Origin of the sequence: Bacillus amyloliquefaciens DSM 7 = ATCC 23350 (assembly GCF_000196735.1) — a bacterium.
Lineage (GTDB): Bacteria > Bacillota > Bacilli > Bacillales > Bacillaceae > Bacillus > Bacillus amyloliquefaciens.
The window spans coordinates 2,225,954-2,241,647 of sequence record NC_014551.1 but is presented as its reverse complement, the minus strand read 5'-3'; the positions used below and the strand labels follow the sequence as shown (position 1 = coordinate 2,241,647).

The window sequence follows — 15,694 nt, the reverse complement described above, 5'->3', positions numbered from 1 at the left end:
GGAGAACATTGAAAAGAGAAAAAGTGACGTCTTTAAACGGTGAAATTCATATTCCGGGAGATAAATCCATCTCCCACCGTTCTGTTATGTTCGGAGCGCTTGCAGAAGGAACCACTACGGTAAAAAACTTTTTGCCCGGAGCCGATTGCCTGAGCACCATTGCCTGCTTCAGAAAAATGGGTGTCTCCATTGAACAGAACGGAAGTGATGTAACGATACACGGGAACGGCATTGACGCACTTTGTGAGCCTGACAGCCTTCTTGATGTCGGAAATTCCGGCACGACCATCCGCCTGATGCTAGGCATTTTAGCCGGACGCCCATTTCACAGTACGGTAGCGGGCGACGAAAGTATTGCAAAGCGCCCGATGAAGAGGGTAACGGAGCCTTTAAAACAGATGGGAGCCGTGATTGACGGAAGAGCGGACGGAGAATTTACGCCATTATCCGTAAGAGGCGGACAATTAAAAGGCATTGATTACGTTTCCCCCGTCGCAAGCGCGCAGATCAAATCTGCCGTGCTGCTTGCCGGATTGCAGGCAGAAGGAACGACGACAGTGACAGAGCCCCATAAATCAAGAGACCATACAGAACGGATGCTGAATGCTTTTGGCGCTGAGCTTGCGGAAACAGAGACGAGCGCTTCTGTAACGGGCGGTCAGAAGCTTCGGGCAGCTGATATTTTCGTGCCCGGCGATATTTCTTCAGCGGCCTTTTTCCTTGCGGCAGGCGCTGTCGTTCCCGGAAGCCGGATTGTGCTGAAAAATGTCGGCCTGAACCCGACACGCACGGGAATTATTGATGTCTTAAAGCAAATGGGGGCTACACTTGAAGTGATTCTGTCAAAAGCGGACAGCGCGGAGCCTTACGGTGATCTGGTTATCGAAACTTCAGCTTTGAAAGCGGCAGAAATCGGCGGAGAAATCATTCCCCGTTTAATTGACGAGATTCCGATTATCGCTCTTTTGGCCACGCAGGCTGAAGGCACAACTGTCATTAAAGACGCGGCAGAGCTGAAAGTGAAGGAAACGAATCGGATCGATACCGTCGTATCAGAGCTCCGGAAAATCGGCGCAGACATTGAAGCGACTGAAGACGGCATGAAAATACACGGCAAAAAAACGCTTGCTGGCGGCGCGGGTGTATCAAGCCACGGCGACCACCGCATCGGCATGATGCTCGGTATCGCTTCATGTCTGACGGAAGAGCCGATTGAGATCCATGATACAGATGCGATCCGCGTTTCATATCCGACATTTTTTGAGCATTTAGATCAATTATCCAAAAAAGCCTGAAGATGATTCTTCGGGTTTTTCTTCATGTGTCATAAAGTCTTGGGCTTTGACATAGCTTGTCTTAAACGAAAAGGAAGGGGGGATGCGTTTTCGTTACAGAAACAGCCGGAATCAATCGCGCTGTTTGCGTATAAAGATGCCGTCCCCTTTTTTGTCGTTTTCCTCTTAACAATTTTTTGATAAACTATAATGCCGGGTGAAGCATCTTATTTGCGGGCAGCTCCTGTCTGAATTATGATAAGAATAACCCGAATAAAAACCCTTTTCATTGGTTGATGAGGTATAGGAAAAGAAAGGACCGGTCTGATTTGAATACATTGATTCAAGAAGCCATAAAATTAGTTGAAGCAGGTGAAACCGAAAAGGGACTCAAAGCGCTTTCAAAAGCTGAAACACAGCTTCATGACGAAGACAAAGCCATTGCAGCCCAGCTCTACTATGAATGGGGAAACGCAGAAAAAGCGTTAACGCTGATCAGTGATCTGCATGACCTTTATCCTGAGGAGTCTGAGCTGACGAATTTTTACGCCGAATTGTTAATAGATATTGATGAAGAAGAAAAAGCTCTCGAGGTGCTGGAGACGATTTCTCCGGAAGACCCGTCTTACGCGGAAAGCCTTCTTTTAATGGCTGATCTGTATCAGATGCAGGGCTTATTCGAAGTAAGTGAGCAAAAGCTGTTACAGGCGAAAGCGATGTTAAAAGATGAGCCTGTTATTGATTTCGCTCTGGGGGAATTATACTTCACACAGGGAGCATACGCGAAAGCCGTTCCGTATTACGAAGAGACGGCAAAAGAGCGGAACGAAATCGGCGGCGTAAATGTTCATCAGAGGCTGGCTGAGTCATTGAGCGCGGCGGGGGAATTTGAAGAAGCGCTTTCATGGTATGAAAAAGCGGCTGCAGAACATACAGAACCGAATACGATTTTCGGATACGGGTTCACAGCCTATCAGGCGGGAATGCTCAAAACCGCCATCAAGCAGCTGTCTGATTTAAAAGGGCTTGATCCTTCTTATTCATCGCTTTATATGCCGCTTGCAAAAAGCTTCGAAGCAGAAGGCATGTATGAGGATGCATTAAAAACCGCTAAAGAAGGTATTACTTACGATGAATACAATAAAGAGCTTTTTCTCTATGCGGGGAAAATGGCGTTAAAGCTCGGGAACGAAGACGAAGGCAAAAAGCTTCTTCAGGAAGCGCTGGCGCTCGATCCGGGTTATGTGGAAGCGCTCCATACGCTTTTAGCCGTCTATCATAAAGAAGAAAGCTTTGAAGAGATTATTGATCTGATTCAGGAAGTCCGCGGTTACGGAGAGGAAGATCCGAAATACAATTGGTATTTGGCAAGTGCCTATACGGGTCTCGAGCAGTATGCGGAAGCGAAAAAAAGCTTCGAAGCTGCGTATCTCCATTATCAGGAGGATCGGGACTTCTTGTATGAATACGCTCACTTCTTATTGGAAGAAGGCCTTCAGAAAGAAGCGCTGCCGCTTTTAAAACAAGTGCTTTCAATGGATGGAACAAACGAAGAGCTTGAAGAAACAATCTTACGGATAGAGGATGAATTTTTGAGATAAGCAGGATTTTGGACCATGCTTGCTGAATGTATAAGTGATGTCAGATTATACGATCGATAGAGGAGGGAATTACATGCAGACCCCTGTTTCTGTCAATGAAAAAAAGGATTTTATCCGTTGGTTTTTAAATCATTATCAGCTTAAACGCCGGGAGTGCGTCTGGATTTTAAATTATTTAATGAGTCATGATACATTAATGGAAAAAGTCCATTTTGTAGAACAAGCCGAATTTTGCCCGAGAGGCATCATCATGTCTACTCATTGCGTTGATGAGGTGCCGTTTAGGTTTTACAAAGAAAATGTCATGACCACGGACGCGGAAAAATCTTTTCACGACATCCGGCTGAATAAACAGCAGGATTTATTTATCCAGCTGAATTTCCGTTCGGCTTACAGCTCGCCTGAATATGCTGCTGTTCTTGAATCAAATCCGCATCTGCCGAAAGACCTGTTTGAAAATAAACAGGATCAGGGGATGGCTGAAAAAATATTAGAACACGCCATTTCCACTTTCCAGCGGGAAAAGCTGCTTAGAGATATCGACGAGGCGCTGGACCGCCACGACAAAGAAACATTTGAAAAGCTTTCCCGCCAGTTGAATCAGCTCACATAAATGACAGCCTTGCAGAATATGCAAGGCTTGTTGCGTAAAGAGGAGGAACCAGACATGAGATGGAGGGCCGCTGATGCCGAGGTCTATTTACAATCTGTAGATTACATTGATACCGCTATCATTCCGTTAATTTCCATATCATCTTCAGGAGGCTTAAAAGAAGCCGTTGAGCAGGGGGAAAGCACCCAATTGCTTTCTGAAGAGCTTGAGCGCCAATTGAAGGGACGGGTATATTTATTCCCCTCTTATACATATGTTGATATAGATCAATTACAGATCGCCCTGCTTCAAAAACTCAAAGAAGAGGTGATGATCAATTTCCGGCACGCCTTGTTTCTGACGGCAGACGAAAAATGGAAGGACTCTGAAATAGGCTCTGATGTCATCTGCATACCTGCCGTTCCGTTTGAACATATGAAAGACTCTTTAAAGAGAAAAATAGCGGATGACAAGTGCGGAGAAATTTTGAACGTTTTGTTACAGAAGTGGAACAATTCTTAAAAACTCCGCACATCCCGCAAAACAGCCGTTTTGCCTCTGTTGACCTTGCTGAAAGATTCATATATTATGAGGGTGTCAAATCTCAGAATTATTTTCTATTTTAGTTAATTTTTGGTCAATCTTTAGGGGGGGAAGAGATGGGCGGAAAACAAGATATATCAAGAAGGCAATTTTTAAACTATGCGCTCACCGGCGTGGGGGGATTTATGGCCGCCAGTGCGCTTATGCCTATGGTCCGTTTTGCGCTGGACCCGGTATTAAAACCGACGGGAAATCAAAAAATGGTGCAGGTTGTCAGCGTGGATGAGCTGACGAAGGAGCCGAAGCGTTTTGACTTTAAAATTCATCAAGTCGACGCCTGGCACAAATCGGAAGAATCCAGATCAGCCTGGGTCTACAAGCATGGGGATGAAATTATAGCGCTTTCGCCTATCTGCAAACATTTAGGCTGCACCGTAAACTGGAACAATGATCCTAAAAATCCGAACAAATTCTTTTGTCCCTGCCATTACGGGCTGTATGAAAAAGACGGCACGAACGTTCCGGGCACGCCGCCGCTCGCGCCTCTTGACCGTTATGAGCATAAAGTAAAGGACGGCTTTTTGTATCTTGGAAAAGCAAAGCCTAGGGGGGAAGGGTGACATGCTGAACAAAATATATGACTGGGTGGATGAACGTCTCGATATTACGCCGATGTGGCGGGATATCGCTGACCATGAAGTGCCGGAACATGTGAATCCAGCTCACCATTTCTCAGCTTTTGTCTATTGTTTCGGCGGATTGACGTTTTTTGTAACCGTTATCCAAGTGCTGTCCGGGATGTTCTTAACCATGTATTATGTGCCGGATATTAAAAACGCGTGGGAATCTGTGTATTATTTGCAGAATGAAGTCGCTTTCGGACAGATTGTAAGAGGAATGCATCATTGGGGCGCAAGTTTAGTTATCGTAATGATGTTTTTACATACACTGCGGGTTTTCTTTCAGGGAGCCTATAAAAAGCCTCGGGAATTGAACTGGATCGTCGGTGTTCTAATCTTCTTTGTGATGCTCGGTCTCGGTTTTACAGGGTACCTGCTTCCGTGGGATATGAAGGCGCTGTTTGCGACAAAGGTAGGCCTTCAGATTGCGGAAGCGACGCCATTGATCGGAGCGCAGGTGAAAACCCTTCTTGCCGGCCACCACGATATTGTCGGGGCCCAAACACTGACGAGATTCTTTGCGATTCACGTGTTTTTTCTCCCTGCCGCTTTGTTTGCGCTCATGGGCGCCCACTTTGTCATGATCCGCAAGCAGGGAATTTCAGGACCGCTTTAATACAGATCTGATATAAAAGGGAGGGGATGACATGCATCGGGGGAAAGGAATGAAGTTTGTAGGAGATTCAAGGATACCGGCTGAAAAAAAACCGAATATACCGAAAGACTATTCAGAGTATCCGGGAAAGACGGAGGCGTTTTGGCCGAACTTCCTGCTGAAAGAATGGATGGTCGGAGCCGTTTTCCTCGTCGGATTTCTCGTTTTAACGATTGTGCACGAGCCGCCTTTGGAACGGGTTGCGGACCCGACGGATACGGGGTATATTCCGCTGCCGGATTGGTATTTTCTATTTTTATACCAGCTTTTAAAATATGAATATGCCGCAGGGAGCTACACCGTAATCGGCGCGATGATAATACCGGGGCTTGCTTTCGGGTCGCTGCTTTTGGCTCCGTTTCTCGACCGGGGTTCTGAAAGAAGGCCGTGGAAGCGTCCGGTTGCGGTCGGCATGATGCTTTTGGCGCTTTGCGCTACGATCTTTTTAACGTGGCAGTCAGTCGCGACGCATGACTGGGCGAAGGCGGAGGAGCAAGGGAAAATTAAAAAAGAAGCCGCTATTGATACAGAATCAGACGGTTATAAAGTATTTAAAGAACAAGGCTGTATATCCTGTCACGGGGATAATCTTCAAGGCGGAGGCGCCGGTCCGTCTCTGATAGATAACGGGCTGAGCCCGGAAGAAATAAAAAAGATCGCCGTCAAAGGAAAAGGGCAGATGCCTGCCGGTGTTTTTAAAGGGAATGACAAACAGCTTGATCAGCTGGCGAAGTTCATTTCTGAAACAACATCGAAATAACGTATTGTGAAGCAGACAATAGCAGGATATACTTTTATGAAAAGAGCTGACCAGATGTCAGCTTTTTTTGTATGATACATATCTTTTAAGGACTGAGAGTTGATGGTATGAGGTGGATTTCTTATCTTTTAGGGCGGCGCGGCATGCTTCTGCTTGCTCTTGCAGTTAATTTTATCGGTACGGTATACGGCTATTATTGGTATTTGCCGCAGCTTGCGGACACGCCGCTGCGTTTTCTGGTGTTTGTGCCTGACAGCCCGACGGCGACGTTTTTCTTCCTGTTTGTGCTTTTGGCATTTCTCATCGGAAGAAACGCGCCGCTGTTTGAAGCGCTTGCGCTTGTAACCCTTGTGAAATACGGGCTGTGGGCGGTCGGAATGAATATCTTTGTGCTGATCAAAATGGGCCAGATGCCTTGGGAAGGGTACATGCTGATTGCTTCACATTTCGCCATGGCCGTTCAAGGCGTTTTATACAGCCCGTATTTTCGGTTCCGGTTATGGCATCTCATCCTTGCCGCTGTTTGGACGCTTCATAATGACGTCATTGATTATCTTTTCGGCATGATTCCCCGCTACTCAATGCTTAGTGCCTATATGCAAGAGATCGGCTATGCCACATTCTGGCTGAGCATTTGTTCTCTCGGTCTTGCATACTTTTTGGTGATTTCCAAAAGGCGGATAAAGCTTGACTTACACTGATAGAATCTTGGTCTAACCTTGTCCCGCTCCTCATATTCTGTAAAAGAGAAGGAGTGGGAGGGACCTCTATGAAACGAAAGCTGACGATCTGTCTTTTGCTTGCTCTTATGTGTTTCATCACAACTGCCAAAGCTGAAGGTGAGGGGGGTCTCAAGGAACTGAACGACCTTTCGGATACCGTTTTCCAAATGACGCGGCATTCGCAGTATGATGAGGCCCTGCAAGTGCTTGGCTACTTTAAGAAAAAAATGACACACGTAAACTCACTGACCGGCGCCGAAGTCAGGCAGGTGACTCTGGGCTACAATGATTTAGTGCGGGTCTTGAAACAGGCAGATGCCTCAAATACCGAAAAAATACGGGCAGCCGCCCAGTTCAGGCTGGTAATGGATGCGATGGAAGATCACTCCGATCCGCTGTGGGGTTCGCTTGAACGACCGATTATGGCTACATTCAGCGCCTTAAAAGAAGATGTCAGCGGGAACGGAAGTGAGAATTTCAATGAAAAGTGGAATGAATTTATATCATTATATGATTTAATTTATCCCAGCCTGACAATGGATGTGTCGGCCGGCCAGCTTGATACGGTGGCGAAACATATCGAGGTGATTGAGCAGGAAGGGTTTCAGCAGATGACAAAAGGAACAAAGCTTGAACGGCTGACGCTTCTCCAGAAGGATTTAAAAAAGGTATTTGACAAGGTAGAACGGGATGACGCTGATCCTTCGCTGCTCTGGGTCATTCTGACAACAGGCGGTATCATTATTACTGCGCTGACATATGTCGGCTACCGAAAATACAGAGCGGAAAAAAAGAAAGAGAAAAAGCGTGAATATCCTAAGTCTAAATAAACACAAATTGCTGTAAAGGAGCTAAAGAAGGTGAAAAAACTCATCCAGCAATTGGCTTCAAAACACCTCCCGCAGCCGATCAGAGGCAGAAAAGGGGCGACTGATGAAGGACCGCGAAACCTCGCTCGTGACTTCCAGAATCCTGACATGCTCGTTCCGCCCTCAACGGATGCAGGAACGGTTCAAAACTTAAAATTCTCTTTTTCTGATACGCATATGAGGCTTGAAGACGGCGGATGGTCAAGAGAGGTGACGGTCAGAGAACTGCCGGTGTCCAAAAACATCGCGGCGGTGAACATGAGACTGAAACCGGGAGCGGTGCGGGAGCTTCATTGGCATAAAGAAGCCGAATGGGGATATGTGATAAGCGGAGAAGTCCGTTTAACCGCGGTCGACCAAAATGGGCGGAATTTTATTGATAACGTCAGTGAGGGCGATCTGTGGTACTTTCCTTCGGGCATTCCTCACTCCATTCAAGGAATGGAGCAGGGCAGTGAGTTTTTGCTTGTCTTTGATGACGGCTCTTTTTCAGAGAACAGCACCTTTTCAGTAACGGACTGGTTTGCTCATACTCCGCGCAGCGTGCTGCAGGCGAATTTCGGTGTTTCGGGATATGATTTGGCTTACATCCCTGCAAAAGAGCGTTACATGTTCCAGCTGGAACCGCCTCCCCCTATTGAACAGGCAGCAGTTTCTTCCCCGGAAGGCACCGTTTTGGAACCGTTCAGCTACAAGCTTTCACTGCAGGAACCTCTTGTTACCAGCGGAGGAAAAGTAAAGATCGTCGATTCAAAAACGTTTAAGGTGTCAAAAACGATTGCCGCCGCTCTTGTGGAAGTCGAGCCCGGAGGCATGAGGGAATTGCATTGGCATCCGAATACGGACGAGTGGCAGTATTATCTTTCAGGAGAAGCAAAAATGACGGTGTTTGCGGCGGAGGGAAGAGCGCGGACATTTAACTATCAAGCGGGTGACGTAGGATATGTTCCTTTTGCGATGGGTCATTATGTCCAGAATACCGGTGACACCGTGCTTCGCTTTCTGGAAATTTTCAAAAGCGACCGTTTCGAGGACATCTCCTTAAACCAATGGCTGGCGCTGACGCCGCAGCGCTTTGTCGAGCAGACGCTCAATGTCAGCCCGGCATTCGCCCGCCGGTTGAGAAAGAAAAAATCACCGGTTGTCAAATGGAAACACGAGGAGTAGGCGGCAAGAGCCGCCTTTTTATTATCGTCTGATCGGATTTTTATTTTCATCAAGCGTAAATCCTTCGCCGAGCACATCATGGACATCGCTTACAGCAACAAAAGCATGCGGGTCAACAGAAGTAATGACGCTTTTCAAAAGCACAATTTCGTTTTTCGGAACGACGCAGTAAAGAACGTCTCTGTCTTCCTTTGTATATGATCCTTGTCCTTTTAAAACGGTGACGCCGCGCTCCATCTCTTCAATGATCTTTTGCTGGATCAAATCGTTCTTCGAAGAAATAATCGTTGCGCCTTTTGCCGCATAACCGCCTTCCTGTATAAAATCAATCAATCTCGCAGCGACAAAAACGGCTACAAGCGTGTACATCGCTTCCTTGTAAGAAAGATACGTAAACAAAGAAAGCAGAATGACGCAGGCATCAAAGGCAAACATCGTCCGGCCCATCGGGATGCCGAAAAATTTATTGATCAGCCTGGCGATGATATCGACTCCGCCCGTCGTGCCTCCGTATTTAAAAATAATGCCGAGACCCGCGCCGATAAATACACCCGCGAACAAGGCCGCCAGAGCTAAATCATGCGACAGCGGCATATGAATTTCGTAACGCTGAAAAATACTCAGAAAAACGGAAAGAGAGACGGTGCCGATCAGGGTATAGACAAACATCGTCCGGCCGAGCATGCGCCAGCCGATGAAAAAGATAGGAATGTTTAATACCAGGTTGGAAATAGAAGGGCTGATGTGGAATAACGCATATAAGAGCAGCGTAATGCCGGTAAATCCGCCTTCCGCCAAATTGTTCTGCATATTAAAGTGAACCAGTCCGAATGAAAAAACAGCGGCGCCGATTAAAATAAAGCAAATATTTTTGATTCTGATTTCTCCAAGCATTGCATCAAACCCCTTTTCCTTCCATTAGATTGCGTAAATATTATAGTGGATACAAAAGAAAACAGCAAACTGCCGTTTTTAACATTTGTCAAATGTACTTGAATTAGCTAACATGGAAGAGATGACAGGAGGTATTCGCACAGTGAGTGACAAAACGATGAAAGACTTACAAGCTGAGGTCGATGAATATATCGGCCAATTCAAAGAAGGCTATTTCAGCCCGCTTGCCATGATGGCCCGTCTCACCGAAGAACTGGGCGAACTCGCAAGAGAAGTCAACCATTACTATGGGGAAAAGCCGAAGAAAACGACGGAAAATGAGAAAAGCATGGAAGAGGAAATGGGCGACGTGCTGTTCGTCCTGATCTGCCTCGCCAACTCCCTTGATATTTCATTGGAGGAAGCTCATAACCGCGTGATGCATAAATTTAATACACGGGATAAAGACCGCTGGACGAGAAAAGAAGAAGGAAAGTAGGAGAAACCATGTCAAATGAAACCATTAAAGTCGTCATTGCCGGACCGAGAGGCAGAATGGGCCAGGAGGCCGTAAAACTTGCTGTCCGCACGCCTCATTTTGAGCTTGTCGGCGCCATTGACCATACATACGATCAGCAAACATTGCGGGAAGTGATGTCAGCTGATTCAGACGCTCTTATCTATACGGATATCCGCGCATGTTTCCAGGAAACAAAACCGGATGTGCTGATCGATTTGACAACGCCTGAAATCGGCAAAAAACATACGAAAGCCGCTCTTGAACACGGCGTTCGCCCTGTTGTGGGAACGACTGGATTTTCTGAAGCGGATTTACAGGAACTTCACGCTCTCACCGAAGAAAAAGGGATCGGCGCTATCATCGCCCCGAATTTTGCGTTAGGCGCGGTGCTGATGATGAAATTCTCACAAATGGCCGCCAACTATTTTGAAGATGTAGAGATCATTGAGCTCCATCATGATCAAAAACTGGATGCACCGAGCGGAACGGCGCTGAAAACTGCGGAAATGATCTCAAATGTCCGTTCAGAAAAGCAGCAGGGTCATCCAGATGAAAAAGAAATTCTGCCAGGCGCCCGCGGTGCCGAATTAAACGGAATCCGCCTTCACAGTGTGCGTCTCCCGGGCCTTATCGCCCATCAGGAAGTCATGTTCGGCATGGACGGCCAGACGCTGAAGCTGCGCCACGACTCCTATAACCGGGCTTCCTTTATGTCAGGAGTGAAGCTGTCAGTAGAGCAAGTGATGAAAATCGACCAGCTTGTATACGGACTCGAAAATATTATCGACTGAATCGGCAAGGGGGAGAACATCAAATGAAAATCGCTTTAATTGCTCACGATAAAAAAAAGCAGGATATGGTTCAGTTTACGACCGCATATAAAGATATATTGAGCCATCATGAGTTATACGCGACGGGTACGACAGGCTTGAAAATCCAGGAAGCGACCGGATTGTCCATTGAACGTTTTCAATCCGGCCCGCTCGGCGGAGATCAGCAAATCGGCGCATTAATTGCGGCAAATGCCTTGGATCTCGTCATTTTTCTGCGCGACCCGTTAACTGCGCAGCCTCATGAACCGGATGTCTCGGCGCTGATCCGGCTGTGTGACGTATACGCGATCCCGCTCGCCACAAATATGGGAACAGCGGAAATCCTCGTCCGTACGCTGGACGGCGGGGCGTTTGATTTCCGCAATCTTGTGCGCGGAGGAGAGCCGAATGCCTGAACACGTTGATATTCTTGCGTTCGGCGCTCATAGCGATGATGTCGAGATCGGTATGGGCGGCACGATCGCAAAATTTACGGCACAAGGAAAAACCGCGGTGATATGCGACCTGACCGAGGCTGAATTATCATCTAACGGGACGGTAAGTATAAGAAAAGAAGAAGCGGCGGAGGCGGCCCGAATTCTCGGCGTAAAAGAGAGAATCCAGCTTACGCTTCCCGACCGCGGGCTTTTGAAAAGTGAAGATGCCATTTGCAGGATTGTCAGTGTCATCAGAGCCTGCCGGCCGAAAGCCGTTTTCATGCCTTATCCGAAAGACCGCCACCCAGACCACGGCAATGCTGCGGCATTGGTCGAAGAGGCGGTGTTCTCAGCGGGAATTCATAAATACAAAGACCATCAGCAACTTCCGGCTCACAAAGCTCAGAAAGTATACTATTATATGATCAATGGATTTCACCGTCCGGACTTTGTAATCGACATAACGGAAACCATCGATCTGAAAAAGGAAAGCCTGAATGCCTATCAAAGCCAGTTTATTTCTACGGCGCAGTCAGTGAACACACCGCTGACAAACGGTTATATCGAAATGGTGGAAGCGCGGGAAAGACTGTATGGCAAAGAAGCCGGGACGGGGTACGCCGAAGGTTTCTTTTCAAAACAGCTTCCCGTTTTGAATGATGATGTTTTTGGGGGCGGACAATGAGACCATTAAAAATAGGGATTACATGCTACCCGAGTGTCGGAGGCTCGGGTATTATTGCGACGGAACTCGGCAAGCTGCTTGCGGAAAAAGGGCACCAGGTTCATTTCATTACATCAAGCATCCCGTTCAGATTAAATACATATCATCCGAATATTCATTTTCATGAAGTGGAGGTCAACCAATACGCGGTATTTAAATATCCGCCGTATGACCTTTCGCTGGCGAGCAAAATCGCCGAGGTTGCCGCAAGGGAAAACCTTGATATCATCCACGCGCACTACGCGCTGCCGCATGCGGTATGCGCTTATCTCGCCAAACAGATGCTCAAGCGCGACATCGGGATCGTTACGACGCTTCACGGTACGGACATCACCGTTTTAGGATATGATCCGTCACTAAAAGATTTAATCCGTTTTGCCATCGAATCGTCCGATAGAGTGACGGCGGTATCAACCGCGCTTGCCGGTGAAACATATGACTTAATTAAGCCGAATAAAAAAATTGAGACCATTTACAACTTTATTGATGAACGTGTTTATCTTAAGAAAAATACAGAGAGTATAAAAGAGAAACACGGTATTTTGCCGGATGAGAAAGTCGTCATTCATGTTTCAAACTTCAGGAAGGTAAAACGCGTGAAGGATGTCATCCGTGTTTTCCGTAATATTGCAGCTAAAACAAAGGCAAAGCTTCTGCTTGTCGGCGATGGACCGGAAAAGTGCGTCGCTTGGCAGCTTGTCGAGAAATACGGTCTGCAGGATCAAGTGCTGCTCCTAGGAAATCAGGACAGGGTGGAAGAGCTGTATTCCATCAGCGACCTTAAGCTTCTTCTGTCTGAAAAAGAAAGTTTCGGACTCGTTCTCCTTGAGGCGATGGCCTGCGGCGTGCCGTGCATCGGATCTAATATCGGCGGGATACCGGAAGTGATTAAAGATCAAGTAAGCGGTTTTCTGGTGGAAGTCGGCGATATTCAGGCGGCTTCTGAAAAAGCGCTTGCGATTTTAGAAGACAAACAGCTCAGCAAACGTTTGACTGACCATGCGCTCAAAATGGTGGAGACCGCCTTTTCTTCGCAAAGAATCGTCAGTCAATATGAACGGATTTATGACGAATTGGCAGGACCGGAGTGATTTTATGGAACAGGAATTTGTCAAAGCCCTCCCCATTCTTCACCATCTGATGAAGGCTGGCCATCAGGCGTACTTTGTCGGGGGAGCCGTCAGAGACAGCTATATGAAACGAAAAATAGGTGATGTGGACATCGCGACCAGCGCTTCGCCGAATGAGGTGGAGCGCCTCTTTGAGCGGACCGTCGATGTAGGAAAGGAACACGGCACCGTAATTGTCTTATGGAAAGATGAAACCTATGAAGTTACCACCTTCCGTGCCGAATCAGAATATAAGGATTATCGGCGCCCTGAAGCTGTACGGTTCATTACTTCTTTATCAGAAGACTTAAAGCGGAGAGACTTAACGATTAATGCGATGGCGATGTCTGCCGAAGGAGAGCTGCTTGATTATTTCGGAGGCGCTCACGATATCGGGAAAAAGCTGATCCGTACGGTGGGAAACCCTGAAGACCGTTTTCGGGAAGACGCTCTGCGGATGATGAGAGCCGTCCGTTTTATGAGCCAGCTCGGCTTTGTGTTAGAGGAAAAAACAAAAAAGGCCGTCATAAAAGACAGGGAGCTTTTGGCGCACGTATCAGTAGAACGAAAGACCGTCGAGTTTGAAAAGCTTCTCCTTGGCACATCCTCAAATGAAGCGATTCAAACGATGGTGCAGACGGGTCTGATACAGGAGCTGCCCGGTCTTTCCGGTTATGAGCAGCAAATGCTCGAAGCAAGTGAATTTTCGTTTTCTTCCTTGGATGCGCGCGAAGAACGCTGGGCAGCGCTGTTATTATTTCTCGGTCTTAGTCCGAAAAACGCCGAGCCGTTTTTAAAACAATGGAAACTGCCGGGAAAAGTCATAAAAGGAGCGGTGCGGATCATAAGCGTGTATCCGGCGCAGCTGGAAGCAGAAGCGATGTACCGGGCGGGAGAGGCGCTGTTTTCAGCTGTTAAAATCGGAATGCTGAAAAAGCATAAGACGATTGATGAACAAAAGCTGAAAGAGGTTCAGAGCCTCTATGAGCAGCTGCCGATCAAAAGTCTCCGTGACCTCGACATTTCAGGCGCTGATCTGATGGAGTTCAGAAACCGCCGCGCGGGTAAATGGGTGGCCGAAGAACTGAGCCGGATTGAAGAAGCGGTATTAGCAGGAAAGCTCCCCAACCGAAAACATGACATAAAGGAGTGGCTCGCATCATGGGATCAACATTAAGAACCCAATTAATTGATTTATTTTCTGAGGCGGGCGACGGCTTTATCTCCGGGCAGAAAATAAGTGACGCGCTCGGCTGTTCGAGAACTGCCGTTTGGAAACATATAGAAGAGCTCCGCAAAGAGGGCTATGAGGTTGAGGCGGTCAGGCGGAAAGGGTACAGGCTCATCAAAAAGCCGGGAAAACTCAGTGAATCCGAAATCCGTTTCGGGCTGAAAACAGAGGTTTTGGGCAAACAGCTGTATTACCGGGACGTCCTGCCGTCCACCCAAAAAACGGCCCATGAACTTGCCAATGACGGTGCGCCGGAAGGGACGCTCGTAGTCGCCGATAAACAAACGGCAGGCAGAGGAAGAATGTCCAGAGTGTGGCATTCACAGGAAGGAAACGGGATATGGATGAGCCTCATTCTGAGACCGGACGTTCCGTTGCAAAAAACGCCGCAGCTTACCCTGTTATCTGCCGTTGCGGTCGTACAGGCTATTGAGGCCTTTACCGGTGTACAGCCCGCCATTAAATGGCCGAATGACTTAATGATTCACGGTAAAAAGGCCGTCGGGATTTTAACTGAGCTTCAAGCGGAAGAAGACCGTGTCCGTTCGGTTATTCTCGGGATCGGTATCAATGTGAACCAGCAGGAAACCGATTTTCCCGGCGAGCTTCAGGAAATTGCGACAAGTCTCAGCCTGGAGGCCGGCGGAAAAATTGACAGAGCGGGTCTGATACAAGAGATTCTGCTGACTTTTGAAAAACGCTATCAGGATTATTTAAAGCACGGCTTTACACCGATCAAGCTGTTATGGGAAAGTTACGCAGTCGGACTGGGGAACGAGCTCAGAGCGAGAACGCTGCAAGGGACGTTTTACGGAAAATCGCTCGGCATTGATGATGAAGGAGTTCTTCTCTTGGAAACGAAAGACGGCATAAAGAAAATATATTCTGCTGATATTGAGCTCAATTAATCTTAGTTGGTACAAGTCTCGCGAATTTGGTATACTTCCTATGGGCAGTATCATAATGAACTGCACCTGATCAGCAGAACAGAGACTACGAAAAGTCTGCCTTGATCCAAAAAAGGACTGGGACAGAGGGATGACATTCGCCGAACGTTAAACAAGTGGGAATCCTTCTTATTTTACAGAAGGCTTTTTTGCTTGCAAAGAATTGGCGGCTCATCTC

At 47.3% G+C, this 15,694-nt stretch carries 18 protein-coding genes; 17 read left to right on the top strand and 1 reads right to left on the bottom strand.

All coding sequences use genetic code 11. The features are described from left to right. The first annotated feature begins 8 nt into the window (after positions 1 to 8). From aroA to BAMF_RS31410, 10 genes are all read left to right on the top strand, one after another. Positions 9 to 1,295 carry a 3-phosphoshikimate 1-carboxyvinyltransferase gene (gene aroA / locus BAMF_RS31455; protein ID WP_013352672.1) on the top strand — a complete coding sequence of 429 codons (1,287 nt, stop codon included), beginning with the start codon at positions 9 to 11 and terminating at the stop codon, positions 1,293 to 1,295. 308 nt (positions 1,296 to 1,603) lie between these two features. Then, positions 1,604 to 2,875 (top strand): tetratricopeptide repeat protein, encoded by a 1,272-nt coding sequence (locus BAMF_RS31450; protein WP_014470051.1) that lies wholly within the window; start codon positions 1,604 to 1,606, stop codon positions 2,873 to 2,875. A 73-nt stretch (positions 2,876 to 2,948) separates the two neighbouring features. Beyond that, a complete protein-coding gene (locus tag BAMF_RS31445) occupies positions 2,949 to 3,488 on the top strand; it encodes a ReoY family proteolytic degradation factor (RefSeq protein ID WP_013352670.1) in 540 nt (179 codons plus the stop codon). 54 nt (positions 3,489 to 3,542) lie between these two features. Continuing rightward, positions 3,543 to 3,989: a DUF2487 family protein gene (locus BAMF_RS31440; RefSeq protein WP_013352669.1), complete on the top strand. Its 447-nt coding sequence runs from the start codon at positions 3,543 to 3,545 to the stop codon at positions 3,987 to 3,989. A 137-nt stretch (positions 3,990 to 4,126) separates the two neighbouring features. Further along, a complete protein-coding gene (locus BAMF_RS31435) occupies positions 4,127 to 4,630 on the top strand; it encodes a ubiquinol-cytochrome c reductase iron-sulfur subunit (protein ID WP_013352668.1) in 504 nt (167 codons plus the stop codon). 1 nt (position 4,631) lies between these two features. After that, on the top strand, positions 4,632 to 5,306 hold the full coding sequence (gene qcrB, locus BAMF_RS31430) for a menaquinol-cytochrome c reductase cytochrome b subunit (protein WP_003153485.1): 675 nt from the start codon (positions 4,632 to 4,634) through the stop codon (positions 5,304 to 5,306). 31 nt (positions 5,307 to 5,337) lie between these two features. Then, on the top strand, positions 5,338 to 6,105 hold the full coding sequence (locus BAMF_RS31425; RefSeq protein ID WP_013352667.1) for a menaquinol-cytochrome c reductase cytochrome b/c subunit: 768 nt from the start codon (positions 5,338 to 5,340) through the stop codon (positions 6,103 to 6,105). 107 nt (positions 6,106 to 6,212) lie between these two features. Then, complete coding sequence (lhaT, locus tag BAMF_RS31420) at positions 6,213 to 6,806, top strand: lipoprotein heptaprenylglyceryl N-acetyltransferase LhaT (protein ID WP_041481651.1); 594 nt, start codon at positions 6,213 to 6,215, stop codon at positions 6,804 to 6,806. Between the two features lie 68 nt (positions 6,807 to 6,874). Continuing rightward, positions 6,875 to 7,657 (top strand): sporulation protein YpjB, encoded by a 783-nt coding sequence (gene ypjB, locus BAMF_RS31415; RefSeq protein WP_013352665.1) that lies wholly within the window; start codon positions 6,875 to 6,877, stop codon positions 7,655 to 7,657. A gap of 30 nt (positions 7,658 to 7,687) precedes the next feature. After that, positions 7,688 to 8,863 carry an oxalate decarboxylase family bicupin gene (locus BAMF_RS31410; RefSeq protein ID WP_013352664.1) on the top strand — a complete coding sequence of 392 codons (1,176 nt, stop codon included), beginning with the start codon at positions 7,688 to 7,690 and terminating at the stop codon, positions 8,861 to 8,863. Between the two features lie 21 nt (positions 8,864 to 8,884). On the opposite strand, the gene BAMF_RS31405 is transcribed toward BAMF_RS31410, so the two are convergent. After that, positions 8,885 to 9,757, bottom strand: coding sequence for a YitT family protein (locus BAMF_RS31405; protein WP_013352663.1), 873 nt, complete (start codon positions 9,755 to 9,757; stop codon positions 8,885 to 8,887). A gap of 142 nt (positions 9,758 to 9,899) precedes the next feature. Between BAMF_RS31405 and BAMF_RS31400 the strand changes: the two genes are divergently transcribed. From BAMF_RS31400 to BAMF_RS31370, 7 genes are read left to right on the top strand one after another with little or no spacing between them, the layout of a single operon-like run. After that, positions 9,900 to 10,235: a nucleotide pyrophosphohydrolase gene (locus BAMF_RS31400; RefSeq protein WP_003153495.1), complete on the top strand. Its 336-nt coding sequence runs from the start codon at positions 9,900 to 9,902 to the stop codon at positions 10,233 to 10,235. An 8-nt stretch (positions 10,236 to 10,243) separates the two neighbouring features. Then, positions 10,244 to 11,047, top strand: a complete 804-nt coding sequence (gene dapB, locus BAMF_RS31395) for a 4-hydroxy-tetrahydrodipicolinate reductase (RefSeq protein ID WP_013352662.1) — start codon at positions 10,244 to 10,246, stop codon at positions 11,045 to 11,047. A 23-nt stretch (positions 11,048 to 11,070) separates the two neighbouring features. Then, positions 11,071 to 11,484: a methylglyoxal synthase gene (mgsA, locus tag BAMF_RS31390; RefSeq protein ID WP_013352661.1), complete on the top strand. Its 414-nt coding sequence runs from the start codon at positions 11,071 to 11,073 to the stop codon at positions 11,482 to 11,484. Then, positions 11,477 to 12,190, top strand: coding sequence for a bacillithiol biosynthesis deacetylase BshB1 (gene bshB1, locus BAMF_RS31385; RefSeq protein WP_013352660.1), 714 nt, complete (start codon positions 11,477 to 11,479; stop codon positions 12,188 to 12,190). The genes mgsA and bshB1 overlap by 8 nt, the downstream gene beginning before the upstream one ends. Beyond that, on the top strand, positions 12,187 to 13,320 hold the full coding sequence (gene bshA / locus BAMF_RS31380) for an N-acetyl-alpha-D-glucosaminyl L-malate synthase BshA (protein ID WP_013352659.1): 1,134 nt from the start codon (positions 12,187 to 12,189) through the stop codon (positions 13,318 to 13,320). The genes bshB1 and bshA overlap by 4 nt, the downstream gene beginning before the upstream one ends. A gap of 4 nt (positions 13,321 to 13,324) precedes the next feature. After that, entirely contained in the window at positions 13,325 to 14,515 is a 1,191-nt protein-coding gene (locus BAMF_RS31375; RefSeq protein ID WP_013352658.1) for a CCA tRNA nucleotidyltransferase, read from the top strand. Then, the gene (locus BAMF_RS31370) at positions 14,500 to 15,477 is read left to right on the top strand and encodes a bifunctional biotin--[acetyl-CoA-carboxylase] synthetase/biotin operon repressor (RefSeq protein ID WP_013352657.1); all 978 of its coding nucleotides are present in this window, start codon (positions 14,500 to 14,502) and stop codon (positions 15,475 to 15,477) included. Before BAMF_RS31375 ends, BAMF_RS31370 begins: the two co-directional genes overlap by 16 nt. Positions 15,478 to 15,694: the final 217 nt, after the last annotated feature.

Bases quoted from the DNA above. Each gene is read 5' to 3' on its own strand.
- bshB1 (WP_013352660.1), top strand. From the start codon at position 11,477: ATGCCTGAACACGTTGATATTCTTGCGTTCGGCGCTCATAGCGATGAT.
- ypjB (WP_013352665.1), top strand. From the start codon at position 6,875: ATGAAACGAAAGCTGACGATCTGTCTTTTGCTTGCTCTTATGTGTTTC.
- lhaT (WP_041481651.1), top strand. From the start codon at position 6,213: ATGAGGTGGATTTCTTATCTTTTAGGGCGGCGCGGCATGCTTCTGCTT.
- BAMF_RS31375 (WP_013352658.1), top strand. From the start codon at position 13,325: ATGGAACAGGAATTTGTCAAAGCCCTCCCCATTCTTCACCATCTGATG.
- dapB (WP_013352662.1), top strand. From the start codon at position 10,244: ATGTCAAATGAAACCATTAAAGTCGTCATTGCCGGACCGAGAGGCAGA.
- BAMF_RS31435 (WP_013352668.1), top strand. From the start codon at position 4,127: ATGGGCGGAAAACAAGATATATCAAGAAGGCAATTTTTAAACTATGCG.
- BAMF_RS31370 (WP_013352657.1), top strand. From the start codon at position 14,500: ATGGGATCAACATTAAGAACCCAATTAATTGATTTATTTTCTGAGGCG.
- BAMF_RS31445 (WP_013352670.1), top strand. From the start codon at position 2,949: ATGCAGACCCCTGTTTCTGTCAATGAAAAAAAGGATTTTATCCGTTGG.
- qcrB (WP_003153485.1), top strand. From the start codon at position 4,632: ATGCTGAACAAAATATATGACTGGGTGGATGAACGTCTCGATATTACG.
- mgsA (WP_013352661.1), top strand. From the start codon at position 11,071: ATGAAAATCGCTTTAATTGCTCACGATAAAAAAAAGCAGGATATGGTT.
- BAMF_RS31425 (WP_013352667.1), top strand. From the start codon at position 5,338: ATGCATCGGGGGAAAGGAATGAAGTTTGTAGGAGATTCAAGGATACCG.
- bshA (WP_013352659.1), top strand. From the start codon at position 12,187: ATGAGACCATTAAAAATAGGGATTACATGCTACCCGAGTGTCGGAGGC.
- BAMF_RS31405 (WP_013352663.1), bottom strand. From the start codon at position 9,757: ATGCTTGGAGAAATCAGAATCAAAAATATTTGCTTTATTTTAATCGGC.
- BAMF_RS31440 (WP_013352669.1), top strand. From the start codon at position 3,543: ATGAGATGGAGGGCCGCTGATGCCGAGGTCTATTTACAATCTGTAGAT.